Genomic DNA, 13,936 nt, shown 5'->3' with positions numbered 1-13,936 from the left:
CTTACAAATTATAAATAAATCTTTTTCTCCAAAAATCACAAAGGTTAATTATTTGTTATTTAACATTGAATGTAAGTTATTAAAAATCATTATTTTAAAAACAAACTATAGATTAATAACTTTCTTTAAATCAATGGGTGAAAAACAAGAATATCGACAAAAAAGGGTTTTTGTCGATATTCTATGTGGGAATACCATAACTCAATTCATTAAGAATGCTTTCTAAAAGAAAACCCCACCAAAATTGGTGAGGTTTTTATAAAAATAGCTCAAATACCATTATTATTTCTCTTCAGAAACGGGCTCTTTTCCTCCGTTGAGCTCCTTGATAATCTTATCGGTAATATCCAATTCTTCTTTACCATAAAGAATATTACTTACCTCGGTGTCTCCATATATATAGGTATATCCATTCTTTTTACCATAGTCTTTGATAAAATCTTTTACCTTACCTATAATAGAGTCTATTTCTTGCTGACTACCTTGCTGGATTTCTTGCATTCTAGTTTGCTGTTCTCGTTGCAATACCTGCTGTTTACCCATAAGCTCTTGCTCTTTCTTTTCTCTATTCGTTTTGGACATAGATTTCATGATATTCTGATATCCTTGCACCTCGATCTGGAACTGCTTTGCCTTTTCCTCAAGTTCTGCTCTTACTTCGTTGTTCTTTTTAGTCCATTTGTCTTGAGCTTCTTTCATCTCTGCATATTCAGAAACTACTTTGGTATTATTTACAAAACCTGTTTTTACATTTTGTTGATTGCAGGCAGTTATTATTAAAACTACACTAACAACCGATAAGAATTTTTTCATACGTTTAAATGTTTTTAATTGTTTAAAAACGAAATAATTTAAAAATTGAGAACGTAGGTAACCGCTGCGCTCTCCCATTAAAAATTTCAAATATTCCCTTTGGTGAAATAATTTTTAAAATTTATGAATGTTCGTTTAGTCTTTCAAAAATTTAGTTCTGCGCAAAAATATCAAAGTTCGAGTGATCCCATGAATAATAAAGCTTTAAAATATCATTTCATAACAAAAAACGATTATTCTGAATAAAGCAATAGATATAAGCTATTAAAAAAGATACGAAATAAGACGATTTAACGGCTTTTTGAAAAAAAGCAATGTCTTATGCTATATAAACTATCGAAAACGTATTAAAAAGCCAGTAACAAAGAATTATTGTTTTTTAAGCACGTAGATATGCGAAGAAAATTCTTTAGAGTGTATTGCTTTTATATTTGAATAGAACCCCACCCACAACGCTTTTAAAAAGTTCATTTTACCATGCTGATACTTTTCTGACAACAAAGACACATAAAACGAATCAAATCGCATTGGGACAATTGTTTCTAATTTAAAACCTTGAGTACTAAAAAGTTTTTGAATTGAAGTTTTTGAAAAATGCCATAGATGTCTCGGCACATCGTAGGCTGCCCAAAACGATTTATAATAGTGTGCATCATACGACTTGAAGTTTGGAACAGCAATCACAACATATCCATTTGGTTTTACAAGTCGTTGTAATTCCTCAATTTGATTTTTCACATTTGACACATGTTCTAAAACATGCCACATGGTAATGACATCAAATTTCTCATTTTCATAATTCGACGTTTCTAAAACTAAACTAATTTCTTTTTGCTCTGCTAGTTTTTTGGCATGATCGTTAGGTTCTGTTCCAGATACTGCCCACCTCTTTTTTTTTGCCGCAACCAAAAAATCACCTGTTCCCGCTCCGATGTCTAAAAGTTCTCCTGGTCCATTATTCAATTTGGAAACCAACCCTACTTTTTTTCTTAAGGCATATGATTTTATCCATTGATACATGTTTTCAAAGAGCGAACGCTTAGCATCGGTATGTGATATGTAATCGTCACTTTCATAATATGTACCTAAATCTGCATCATTAGGTTTCGGAAAAGTAACCAGCATATCGTATTCAACATCATGAAGCAACTTAAACTCTTCTCCTGATACACTATGATCTTTACAGGTGATAAAAACCTCTAAACTTTGTTCTTTATTCATTTGTTATTTGCATACTTTTTTAGGAATGTTTATTCAATAGTAAAAGGTTCTTTTCATTCTTAACTGTTTTGATATCCTATTAACCCAAGTTCGTTTGTTAATTTATTGATTTTTAAAAACCTTGTTTGTTTTTGTCCTCTCTTGCAAGGTTGAAAAGTAATTTTAAATTCATAACCCGATCTCGAGACCGGTCGACCAAACAGGCGAAAGTAAACAAATACTATTCAACAAAATAACAATCAAACTCAAGATATTAATTATGGTATAATTAAAACGTAGATGTTTTAAATTTTATAATACAGCTACATCAATATAAAAGAATAACAATAATATTCTAACGATTCTAACTGACCATTAAAACACAAATAGATGATCAAATTTGCACTCTAAGACTCTTGAAGATTGAAATATCCAATAGGAGTTATCAAATTTTTAATTTTGTTCCACGTGGAACTATGATTTATCGGCTTCATAGATTTCTATAGACAACATAGTATGTAAGGCTTTAGCTTTATCTAAGGCTTTTTGATAACTTGCAGACCTATACAGTGTAGCATATCTGTTTCCCGTAAAAAACCGAACTACTGTTTTGTCATGTTTTTCTTGGGTTCCGATAGCACTTACCGCTCCCCATTCATTATCTAATTTAAAAGAAGTAGAAAAAACAGAAATATAGTCTGGAAATTCTAACTTCAATTTTGTTTTGATCAACACTACTCCAAAAATCGAAAATAGTTTCTGATTGTTAAAATCTAGATTAATTTTATAAGAAATAGAAAAGCCAAACATGCCCAAAGCTATCAAGAGCATAAATATTCGCGAATATATTGGTACAGAAGTTTGAAATGCATAAAAAACAGAAAAGGCCAAAATCAATATTGATAGTATCCTTCCTTTTAATGCCTTTTCTTGTTTTAAAATTACATATTCCATTACCTACCCATGTACACTAATAACACAGAAATATCACTAGGGGAAACTCCGCTAATTCTTGATGCCTGAGAAATGGTAGCAGGCTTTATTCTTGACATTTTTTCACAAGCTTCATAAGACAATGATTTTAATTTTGTATAATCGAAATTCTTTGGAATTTTAACTTCCTCTAAACGATTTAATTTATCTGCATTATTTTTTTCTTTCTCTATATATCCTGAATACTTTACTTGGATTTCGGTTTGTTCTAATATCTCTTTATCCAGATGATGCTCTTTAATATAGGCTTCTACTTTTTCGAAATTTCTGACATCTTCTAAAGTAATTTGCGGTCGGGCAAATAGTTTAAACATTTTCCCACTTTGCTTTACTGGTGACGAATTTTTTGCTTCTAAAACAGGATTAGCTTCATCTGGCGACACACTTGTTTCTTTAAAAAATTGCACAAATGCAGTTGCTTTTTTTTCTTTCTCTTCCATTCGTTTCATTCGCTCTACTGAAGCTAAACCAATGTCAAAAGATTTTGGTGTTAACCTAAAGTCTGCATTGTCTTGTCTTAACAACGTTCTATACTCTGCTCTAGAGGTAAACATTCTATACGGTTCTTCTGTGCCCTTTGTGATAAGATCATCAATTAAAACACCTATATAGGCTTCGCTTCTTTTTAGAATAAAGGCTTCTTTTTCTTTAACTTTTAGCGCCGCATTAATTCCGGCAATTAAACCTTGAGAAGCCGCTTCTTCATATCCGGTTGTTCCATTAATTTGTCCGGCAAAAAATAAACCAGACACTAATTTTGTTTCTAGTGTATGCGTTAACTGCGTCGGTGGAAAATAATCATATTCGATTGCATATCCCGGTCTAAAAAATTTCACTTTTTCAAAACCCGCAACAGATCGCAAAGCCTTAAATTGAACATCCTCGGGTAGCGAGGTTGAAAAACCATTTACGTATACCTCTACGGTGTTCCAACCCTCGGGCTCAACAAAAAGCTGATGTCGATCTTTATCGGCAAAACGATTAATCTTATCTTCTATAGATGGGCAATACCGAGGGCCTATACTTTTTATTCGTCCGTTGAACATTGGAGATCGATCAAAACCTTCTCTCAGCAAATCATGAACCTGAGTAGACGTATAGGTCATATGACAAGACCTTTGTTCTAAAAGTGGTTTGGTAGCATCTGAATAACTAAATTTTTCAGGATGTTCGTCACCTGGTTGTTCAATCATCTTTGAATACGCTAATGATCGGCCATCTACTCTCGGGGGTGTTCCCGTTTTCATTCTTCCGGAATCAAATCCCAAATCCACCAATTGTTCTGTAATTCCGGTCGCCGATTTTTCACCAGCTCTACCTCCACCAAATTGCTTTTCGCCGATATGAATTAATCCGTTTAGAAAAGTTCCGTTAGTAAGGACTACAGTTTTGGCACGTACTTCAATCCCCAACGAAGTTTTTACTCCACATATCTTTCCATCATTTACGATCAATCCACCTACCATTTCCTGATAAAAGTCAAGATGTTCTGTTTGCTCTAGCAATAATCTCCATTCTTCAGCAAAGCGCATTCTATCGCTCTGCACTCTAGGACTCCACATTGCAGGTCCTTTAGATTTATTCAACATCTTAAATTGGATAGCCGTTTTATCACTTACTATCCCACTGTATCCACCTAGCGCATCTATTTCTCGAACAATTTGCCCTTTTGCTATACCGCCCATAGCAGGGTTACAACTCATTTGAGCTATATTTTGCAAATTCATTGTAATCAACAACGTACTACAACCCAAATTTGCAGCTGCGGCCGCTGCCTCGCTTCCTGCATGACCAGCACCTACAACAATAACATCATATTCCTTTTCAAACATAATTCTATATAAATTGTTCCACGTGGAACGTTATCATAAAATTGATAATCTATGGGTGAACCTACAACGCTTTTTGAAATATAGTTTTTCCATTATCAAAAATGCATTAAAATAATCCACTCCGTAATAGTACTATTACATTGTTCCACGTGGAACAATGTAAATAATCAAAACTACAAATGTTCCACGTGGAACATTTGTAGTTTTTCATTTTCCTTGTTGGTCATTACTACTTTATCTTTAGCAGACTTATCTTTATAGCCACAAAAATGAAGTATGCCGTGAACCATTACGCGTCTTAGTTCTTCATTTACATCAACTTTAAATTGTACTGCATTTTCTTTTATCCTCTCATAGGATATAAAAATATCTCCATGTAACTCATTACCTATCGTATTGTCAAAACCAATTACATCGGTATAGGTATTATGGTCTAAAAACTCTTGATTTAATTTCAGTAAATATTCGTCATCACAAAAGATATAATTAATCTCACCTGCTGTCTTATCTTCAGAATGAATTACCCCCGTTATCCAATTACTTACTCTATCCTTATCCAAAAGATTTATATCAGTCTCAAAGAAAAAATTAATCATTGTTCTTTTTAAAATACTCCTGTACTTTTCGTTTGTGATTTTGCCGCAAAGGTAACACTTGTCTATTTAATATCTCAGTAGTATTAAAATATTGTTTTGCTGCCTTTATTCTCTCGGCGGCGTTACTTTCAAAAGACTTTTTATTCGTCGCACTTTCTCTCTTATCGTCTTCATCCTGTTGCAATGATGCCTCTTCTAATTTTAATAACTTGTGCTTTAATTCAATCATTCTGGATAGCGTACTTTGATCAAATCCATTTTCTAATAACGCTTGTTCTACCCTTTTCATTTCATCCAAAAGAGTACTTCCTAATTCATTCTTCACCCCTTGTTCCTTTATTTTATTTTCCAATGCATTGCGCAATTGCTGTTGTTGTTTGTATATTTCATACAGTTCCCCGTTTAGATCTTCGTTAATGTCGTTTTCCTTTTCACCATCATTTTCTTGAGCACCTTTCCCTTGATTATTTCCTTTATCCTTTCCATTTTTAGAGCCTCCTTTACCATTCTTTTCACCATTTTTTTGTTCTCCCTGTTCACCATCCTTACCTTGTCCTTCACCTTTTTGATCTCTTTTTTTTTCTCCAGGTTTCTTTCCTTTCTCTGACCCTTCTTTCATTTTCTCATTAAGCTCTTCTTGCTTTTTAATTATATCCGGCAATTGAAATTCATTTTGACTCGAACCGCTTTTTCCCTTTCCAGATGCCGACATACTGTTTTGCATTTGTTCCAGAGTTTGGCTTAATAAATATGCCAGATCATTAGCACCTGTTACCGTGTATTGTTGATTAGCTGCTCCTTGTAAAATTTGATTTTCAGCCAACCTTTCTAACGATTTATCAATATTAAACTCTATATCGGTTAGCTTTTTAGTCACGTCTTCTGTGATTTGCGGTGTGCGCATAGCAAGTGCATATAGGCTATCGTCGATATGAATAAAATTTTCTCTAAGCACACTCTGTCGTTTCAATTTATTAGAATACGATGGATTATCCTTATTGATCTTTTTGAACCCTGCCATCAAGTCCTCTTGTTCAAAAGAAAAATCAACTAGATTATCGAGAATCTGTCGTAACATTTGCATGTCTTCCGTTTGCTGTTCTGCTCCAGACATTTGCATCTGCATCTGCATTCCCTGACTCATTTGCTTCATCTTTTGCGCAGCACTTTTTTGATTTTTCTTAGCTTCTGTATTTTTTTGCTGTTCAAGATTATCGCTTGCTTTTTCTTGCTCTTCTTTTATTTCTTCTTCTTCGTTCTTATCCTGATCAAGATCCATTGGCTTCTTTAGTTTCTCATTTTCATTTCTCAGTTCCTCCATCTCCTTTTGAAAATTTTGGAATTCCTTATTCAATTCATCCTGATTCTTTTTAGAATTTTCATTATCTTCTTTTTTAGAAAGCTGCTCTTGTTTATCAGCAAGATTTTCTAAAGCCTCAGCTAATTTTTCATGTTTTTCAATTACATAATATCGCTTTGTTAATTCTAATAACCGTTCGAGGTTCTTTTTGATGTTCTTATTTTCTTTGCCTAGTTCCTCCAATTTTTCAGTAAGCTCTTCCTTCTGAATTTTATCTGCCAAACGATCTAATTCTTCAAGTAATTTTTCATTCTTTTTAAGACGCTCTTCATTTCTTTCTAACCGCTCTTTTAATGCATCTTTAAAAGGTTCTTTCTCTTCATTTTTATCAAGTTGCTCTAAATTGTCTTTTAGCTTTTTGGTAAAGTCCTGCATCATTTTTTCTTGTTGCTTTTGCTTTTCCAGAAATTCGTCTAACTTCTTCTTATCATTAAAATCTAATCTTCTTTTTTCCTTTTGTAATTTTGATAGACTTTTTAAGGCTTCTTCTTGTTTCTTAAATTTCTCTAATGAAGTGTTTAATCCTGAAATTGCTTCGTTTTGTTTTTGAAGAAGCGCATTTTCCAGTTCCTTTTTAGTTAGCCTTCTGAAATCAAAAACCTCGCTTTTCGTACTCTTATAATTATGAATCACATCATTATCAAAAATTTCGAAATACATAGCATAAGTAACACCAGGAGTTAATTCTTGAGTTGAAGGAAAAGTATAAACAAATTCATCAAAATTCGTTTGATTGATAGGAATACGTTCATACCTTTTACTAGAAATATCATTCACATCATAATATACCAATCGTAATTTACTTAAACCATAATCATCACTTACCCGACCATAAAAATATAAGGTCTGTTCGCTAATAGAATCTCGTTCTGATTGTATACGCATCTCAGGAAACTGATCCCTTATTACGTTCAAATTAAAAGCAAGATTATCATAATTCTGTATGGCTCTATTTGATGTTGTAATTTCATATTCCATATTTGAATACACCCTTACATCCTTTGTAAAAATATCTTGGTTTTTTGAAAATTTATACAATGAATCTTTGGCTCTAATCTCTACCCTATCTGTGTTTTTTGTACGTACATTCCAGGTGACTTTAGTGCCCTCGGGTATCACAGCATTACCCGAACCTTGCAATCGCTCGTCTCTCTTTTTGGTATATGCTGGATAATCAAGATTCATTTCAAAATTCAACAACGTAGGCACTGGTACTACCGATAGCGTATAGGGTATCGACTGGATTCCGTTTGCTTCTAACATAAACGTTGTCGATGTTTTAGGCTGATTAAAGGTGTATTCAAAATTTCCTTGTCCGATATTTCTCATAAAATACACCTCATCGTTATACGCAATAGTCACACTTTCTGGAATAATTTCACCACTTACGTTTACCCGAAGTAAAAAATCACGATCTTCATAGACATTCAGTACATCGTTCAGCAAAAAAAACTGAAATGGCGCCGGTGGTGCATACGCCACTTGATAATTTACCACTCTTTTATAACTATCTGATATCCAATTAGTTTTATTAAAAATGAATAATAAGAGAAAAAGGAGTGCCGGTATCGCAGCATACTTTACATATTTAAAGTTTTTTCTAAAATTTATAGCCACTTTGAAAGGAACAGGTCTTAACTGACTTGATTTCTGCTCAATACTTGCTAACAATAGGTCAGAAGAAAACTCCTTTTGATGCAACTGTAATAAATTCAATAATTTATCATTCACTTCAGGAAAATGATTCCCTATAATCTTGGATGCTTCATCAAATCCTATACCTTTGGTCAACTTTAATAGCTTGGTTATTGGCAGTAGTATAAATTTAATGAACAGTCCTGCTTCTACCGCGACAAACAACCAAAATAGGAAGGTTCTTCCTAATTTTCCCAGCCATAGGAAATTCTCAATTAACATAGTTACCAGAAAATACAAAGCTCCGATAGCAAAAAATAGAATCGCCCCCTTTATTAATTCATTACTATAATATCGCCTAATAAATTTCTCTAACTCGACCTTTATATATTCAAAATTGCTCATAACTACATGCTGCTTTTTCAATAACCTTTAAAACTACAATTTTATTTTCAATAGAATTGTTATATTTATAATAATTCAACTCCTTTTAATAATCTGGTTATGAAAGATTTAAAATACCTTTGTGCCTACACTATTCCTATAATGGCTCTACTAGGATTATGGTTTAAAGATTTATTTACGTATCTCACCCCTATTTATGCCTTCGGTTTTATTCCTTTCATCGATCTTTTTACGCAATCTTCTATAAAAAACTTAAACGATAAAAATCGTCTTGAAAAACAACATAATAAAATTTTTGATTGGCTTTTATATCTTAATTTACCTATTGTTTACGGTGTATTATTTACAACACTTTATGTTACTACTACGGTATCACTACAAACTTATGAACTCGTTGGTATAATACTTTCTACTGGAATAGTTTTGGGAACAAATGGAATTAATGTAGCTCACGAATTAGGCCATCGTTTCACAAAAGAACGTTTTGTTGGTAAAGCATTATTACTACCATCTTTGTACATGCATTTTTACATAGAACATAATTTTGGACATCATCAAAAAATAGCTACTACAGAAGATCCCGCTACGGCACGTTATAATCAACCTGTCTACTTCTTCTGGATCACCTCTATTACAGGTCAATATATAAGTGCTTGGAACATACAATTTTCACTACTTAAAAAAGAAAAGCTTCGATTTTTTTCATTTAAAAACGATATGCTCTGGTATAGTGTCATCACACTCTCATACTTGTCACTCATCTTCCTGTATTTCGGATTTTTTGGATTCCAGGTAGCTCTATTTAGTGGCATAACAGGATTTCTACTTCTAGAAACTATAAATTATATTGAACACTACGGATTAAAAAGGAAAAAAACTGCCTCTGGGCGATATGAACGCGTTCGCGAAATTCACTCATGGAACTCTAATCATACGTTAGGCAGAATTATGCTTTACGAACTTACACGACATAGTGACCATCATCATCGCGCATCCAAGAAGTATCAACTATTGGATCATCACAACGAGAGTCCCCAACTACCTTTTGGATACCCAACCTCTATGGTATTGGCTCTTATTCCACCAATTTGGTTCTTGATTATGAACAAACATGTACCACTCGAAATGAAAAAACTGGCCAAGAAAATGGTTTAACCCGCTCTATGCATTAGAAAATTCCCGCCTGCTATTTATTTAGAAAAAGGCGGGCAGGTATTACGGCTTTAAACTGCTGCAAAACCAAGCTCTACGTTGTATTTTTAAGTTTCACCGTAGCCCTTCGACTCCGCTCAGGATAAACTGCTATGCTGAAACTTAGAAAACACTTCCAACGCTACGTCTCGCCCAAAGCAATGCTTTGTCATGGCATTTTCGACCCTCATGACGAAATTCTAATGCATAGAGCAGGTTTAAATTTCTTGTTAGAAATCGCCTTTTTACCCTTTTGAACATCGTATATTTACCCTAATTTTGGAAACTTTTAAGTTCATTACCACATACTATGACAAACACAATTAGGGTTCGTTTCGCACCCAGTCCCACCGGACCATTGCACATAGGCGGTGTTCGAACCGCACTTTTTAATTATCTTTTTGCTAAAAAAAATAAGGGCACCTTTATCCTAAGAATAGAAGATACCGATCAAAACCGTTATGTAGAAGGAGCTGAGGACTATATCAAAGAAGCTCTAGACTGGTGCAACATTCCTTATGACGAAGGACCCCGAAAGGAGGGTGACTTTGGATCCTATCGACAAAGCGAACGCAAACATCTGTACCAGCGATACGCAGACCAATTGATAGCAAAAGGGCACGCCTACTATGCTTTTGATACTTCTGAAGCACTCGAATACCATCGAAAAGATCATGAAACTAAAGGGAAAACGTTTATCTATAATTGGCATAATAGGGAAAAGCTAGACAATTCTTTAAGTTTGTCTCAAGAAGAAATCGAAAAAAAATTACAATCTGGTGCACCTTACGTAATCAGATTTAAATCCCCACAAAATGAACATTTAGAACTTTTTGATGAAATTAGAGGTAGCATTCAGATCGATACGAATACATTAGATGACAAAATATTGTTTAAGAGCGACGGCATGCCGACATATCATTTGGCCAATATTGTGGATGATCATTTAATGAAAATCACTCATGTTATTCGTGGTGAAGAATGGTTACCTTCTCTTGCACTACATGTATTATTATATCGCTCACTAGAATGGGAATCTCCTAAATTTGCACACTTACCTCTTATTTTAAAACCTATTGGAAAAGGAAAATTAAGTAAAAGAGACGGTGATAAAATGGGGTTTCCAGTATTTCCACTTCAATGGAAAGATCCCAAAACTCATGAAATATCATCAGGATATAGAGAAGATGGTTACCTTCCTGAGGCAGTAATTAATATGATGGCGTTTCTAGGTTGGAATCCAGGTACCGAACAAGAACTGTTCTCTCTAGAAGAATTAGTTCAAGAATTTGATCTCAAGCGGGTACATAAAGCAGGAGCCAAATTTGATCCTGAGAAAACAAAATGGTTTCAGCAGCAACATTTGCAGCGAACGGATACTTCTATATTGACCGAAGAATTCTCTGCACTACTTGCCGAAAAAAATATCGTTACTGATACAAATCTCAGTGCAATTATAGACGTTGTAAAAGAACGCGCAGTTTTTACAAAAGATCTCTGGGCTCTTAGTAAATTCTTTTTCATCGCACCTGTTAATTATGACACAAAAGCTGGAAAGAAAACATGGAAAGAAGATACCCCGGCTTTACTACAAGAATTGATTCGCGTTCTTGATGGTATTACCGATTTTTCGGAAGAAAAAGTATCACAAGAAGTAAAAGGCTGGATTACTGCCAAAGCTATTGGATTCGGAAAAATTATGATGCCATTACGACTGGTTCTTGTTGGTGATTTACAAGGCCCTGATTTATTTTTTATTACAGCTGCACTGGGTAAAGAAGAAACCATTCAAAGAATACAAAATGCAATAGAACGGCTATCGGTCTGAAGTAAGGTGAAACCAAATACACGTTTTGTAAAAATATCTCTTTATACCTTCAATTAGTTATTAATGCAATTTTTCAGTACATTCATCATGTTCATTTATAGAACTGGTTTATGCTTTTTGGATTTGAGTCAGAAATGGAAAAAACGTAAACCAGTTCATAACTTCTAAACTAAATAACCATGGGCTTCTATCTAATTCCTCTATTTATTTTCGGTTTTATCATTCTTATATCAGGAATATTTACTGTTAAACAACAAACTGCAGCAGTCGTAGAACGCTTTGGTAAATTTCTAAGTATCCGAAATTCTGGATTACATTTTAAAATTCCTGTTTTTGATCGAATTGCCGGACGCATTAATTTAAGAATACAACAGCTTGATGTTATCGTAGAGACGAAAACGAAAGACGATGTGTTTGTACGTCTTAAAATATCGGTTCAATTTCAAGTGATCAAAGACAAAGTGTATGATGCATTTTACAAACTAGAAAACCCTCATGACCAAATTACGTCATATGTTTTTGATGTGGTTCGTGCCGAAGTTCCCAAAATGAAACTTGATGATGTATTCGAACGTAAAGATGATATTGCCATTGCAGTGAAGCAAGAACTTAATGAAGCTATGGTTAACTATGGATATGACATTATCAAAACACTAGTTACCGACATCGATCCAGATTTACAAGTTAAAGAAGCTATGAATAGAATTAATGCTGCAGAACGTGAAAAAGTAGCAGCTGAATATGAAGCCGAAGCCGAACGTATTAAAATTGTGGCAAAAGCACGTGCTGAGGCAGAAAGTAAAAGATTGCAAGGACAAGGAATTGCAGATCAACGTAGAGAAATTGCAAGAGGTCTTGAAGAAAGTGTAGATGTTCTTAATAATGTAGGTATCAATTCTCAGGAAGCCTCTGCACTAATTGTGGTTACTCAACATTACGACACACTTCAATCGATAGGAGAAGAAACTAACACGAATTTAATTTTATTGCCTAACTCTCCGCAAGCTGGAAGTGATATGCTCAATAATATGATTGCTTCTTTTACAGCTTCTAATCAAATTGGAGAAGAAATGAAAAAACAAAATGCCAAAAAAGGAATCACCAGAAAAAAACCTGATACCAACTAAAAAATCCCAATAGAACGTTTCTATTTACGTAAACGGCATGCATTCGTAGTCTAAGTATACTTATATGTAAAAACACATAATACCGCATTATATTCGCTCTATTTTAATAGTTAAAAATTATAAAAATTGTATTTTTAATAGTAACTACTGATAATATTTAAAATATGTATCTTTATCAAAATTTATCCCTAAGAAACGCACATGAATAAATTTTAAAAATTACTTCACTAAGGGGAGTGTTTAAAATTTTTAATGTGAGAGCGTAGCGCCTACATACGTTCTCAATTTTTAATTATTTCGTTTCTAAAAAATTTAAACGTATGAAAAAATATGTTATTATTTTATTTTTTATTTCGGGAACTATTTTTTCCCAAAATATTAAAACATTAAAAAAGCAAGCAGAAAGAGATGCTAAAGCAACTTCACAAGCATCTATAGACAGAAATTTAAGTACCATCTTGAAATACACACATCCAAAAGTCTATAAAGCTTATGGTGAGCAACAACTTATGGAAACTATGAATGACATTTTCAGGACGATGGATGCTCAAAAAATAAAAATTGTTAATGCTACCGTAGATGAAGTTACCGATGTCAAAAAAGAGAATAAAGAATATCGCTGCTTAGTAACAACCACTACAGAAATGGATTTTAGCGGGAGATTGGTAACTTTAAAAAGTTCATTATTTGGTTTTTATAACAATAAGAAAGAGCAATGGTATTTTGTAGAATCGAATAAACTTCTAGATGATCCTGAAACTAAAAAGTTGTTTCCTAAGTTTAAAACCGATATTGATATCCCTCTAGATGAGCATATTGCGGAAAATTAACTGTAATAGTTAATACTTAATCTGACAATTTTAGTAATTTAGTTTAAATCAATTTAAATATTTGTCAGATGAACACAGAAGAAAAAATCATCAAACCAAAGTTAGGACTATTAGAGTTAGCAAAAC

10 protein-coding genes are annotated in these 13,936 nt (G+C 33.5%); 4 read left to right on the top strand and 6 right to left on the bottom strand.

All coding sequences use genetic code 11. The features are described 5' to 3' along the window. Positions 1-282: 282 nt before the first annotated feature. The 6 genes from J8281_RS16725 to J8281_RS16700 all read right to left on the bottom strand — a co-directional run bounded on the left by J8281_RS16725 (position 283) and on the right by J8281_RS16700 (position 8,834). Positions 283-813 carry an OmpH family outer membrane protein gene (locus tag J8281_RS16725; protein ID WP_210198804.1) on the bottom strand — a complete coding sequence of 177 codons (531 nt, stop codon included), beginning with the start codon at positions 811-813 and terminating at the stop codon, positions 283-285. A 369-nt stretch (positions 814-1,182) separates the two neighbouring features. Next, positions 1,183-2,034: a class I SAM-dependent methyltransferase gene (locus J8281_RS16720; RefSeq protein ID WP_210198803.1), complete on the bottom strand. Its 852-nt coding sequence runs from the start codon at positions 2,032-2,034 to the stop codon at positions 1,183-1,185. Between the two features lie 453 nt (positions 2,035-2,487). After that, positions 2,488-2,967 carry a hypothetical protein gene (locus J8281_RS16715; protein WP_210198802.1) on the bottom strand — a complete coding sequence of 160 codons (480 nt, stop codon included), beginning with the start codon at positions 2,965-2,967 and terminating at the stop codon, positions 2,488-2,490. Beyond that, positions 2,967-4,838, bottom strand: coding sequence for a tRNA uridine-5-carboxymethylaminomethyl(34) synthesis enzyme MnmG (gene mnmG, locus J8281_RS16710; RefSeq protein ID WP_210198801.1), 1,872 nt, complete (start codon positions 4,836-4,838; stop codon positions 2,967-2,969). Before mnmG ends, J8281_RS16715 begins: the two co-directional genes overlap by 1 nt. Positions 4,839-5,011: 173 nt before the next feature. Further along, positions 5,012-5,434, bottom strand: a complete 423-nt coding sequence (ybeY, locus tag J8281_RS16705) for an rRNA maturation RNase YbeY (protein WP_210198800.1) — start codon at positions 5,432-5,434, stop codon at positions 5,012-5,014. Beyond that, a complete protein-coding gene (locus J8281_RS16700; protein ID WP_210198799.1) occupies positions 5,427-8,834 on the bottom strand; it encodes a DUF4175 family protein in 3,408 nt (1,135 codons plus the stop codon). Before J8281_RS16700 ends, ybeY begins: the two co-directional genes overlap by 8 nt. Positions 8,835-8,933: 99 nt before the next feature. On the opposite strand from J8281_RS16700, the gene J8281_RS16695 reads away from it, so the two are divergent. The 4 genes from J8281_RS16695 (at position 8,934) to J8281_RS16680 (ending at position 13,810) form a co-directional block, all read left to right on the top strand. Continuing rightward, positions 8,934-9,989 carry an alkane 1-monooxygenase gene (locus J8281_RS16695; RefSeq protein WP_210198798.1) on the top strand — a complete coding sequence of 352 codons (1,056 nt, stop codon included), beginning with the start codon at positions 8,934-8,936 and terminating at the stop codon, positions 9,987-9,989. A gap of 346 nt (positions 9,990-10,335) precedes the next feature. Then, a complete protein-coding gene (gene gltX, locus J8281_RS16690) occupies positions 10,336-11,853 on the top strand; it encodes a glutamate--tRNA ligase (protein WP_210198797.1) in 1,518 nt (505 codons plus the stop codon). Between the two features lie 179 nt (positions 11,854-12,032). Next, positions 12,033-12,980, top strand: coding sequence for an SPFH domain-containing protein (locus J8281_RS16685; RefSeq protein ID WP_210198796.1), 948 nt, complete (start codon positions 12,033-12,035; stop codon positions 12,978-12,980). Between the two features lie 320 nt (positions 12,981-13,300). Beyond that, complete coding sequence (locus J8281_RS16680; RefSeq protein WP_210198795.1) at positions 13,301-13,810, top strand: hypothetical protein; 510 nt, start codon at positions 13,301-13,303, stop codon at positions 13,808-13,810. The last annotated feature ends 126 nt before the right edge of the window (positions 13,811-13,936 follow it).

Origin of the sequence: Aquimarina sp. U1-2 (assembly GCF_017897595.1) — a bacterium.
Taxonomy (GTDB): domain Bacteria; phylum Bacteroidota; class Bacteroidia; order Flavobacteriales; family Flavobacteriaceae; genus Aquimarina.
The sequence above is the reverse complement of the archived record's forward strand: the minus strand, read 5'-3'. Positions and strand labels throughout refer to the sequence as shown.

Coding starts and splice junctions, on each gene's coding strand:
- J8281_RS16725 (WP_210198804.1), bottom strand. CDS start 813: ATGAAAAAATTCTTATCGGTTGTTAGTGTAGTTTTAATAATAACTGCC.
- J8281_RS16720 (WP_210198803.1), bottom strand. CDS start 2,034: ATGAATAAAGAACAAAGTTTAGAGGTTTTTATCACCTGTAAAGATCAT.
- J8281_RS16715 (WP_210198802.1), bottom strand. CDS start 2,967: ATGGAATATGTAATTTTAAAACAAGAAAAGGCATTAAAAGGAAGGATA.
- mnmG (WP_210198801.1), bottom strand. CDS start 4,838: ATGTTTGAAAAGGAATATGATGTTATTGTTGTAGGTGCTGGTCATGCA.
- ybeY (WP_210198800.1), bottom strand. CDS start 5,434: ATGATTAATTTTTTCTTTGAGACTGATATAAATCTTTTGGATAAGGAT.
- J8281_RS16700 (WP_210198799.1), bottom strand. CDS start 8,834: ATGAGCAATTTTGAATATATAAAGGTCGAGTTAGAGAAATTTATTAGG.
- J8281_RS16695 (WP_210198798.1), top strand. CDS start 8,934: ATGAAAGATTTAAAATACCTTTGTGCCTACACTATTCCTATAATGGCT.
- gltX (WP_210198797.1), top strand. CDS start 10,336: ATGACAAACACAATTAGGGTTCGTTTCGCACCCAGTCCCACCGGACCA.
- J8281_RS16685 (WP_210198796.1), top strand. CDS start 12,033: ATGGGCTTCTATCTAATTCCTCTATTTATTTTCGGTTTTATCATTCTT.
- J8281_RS16680 (WP_210198795.1), top strand. CDS start 13,301: ATGAAAAAATATGTTATTATTTTATTTTTTATTTCGGGAACTATTTTT.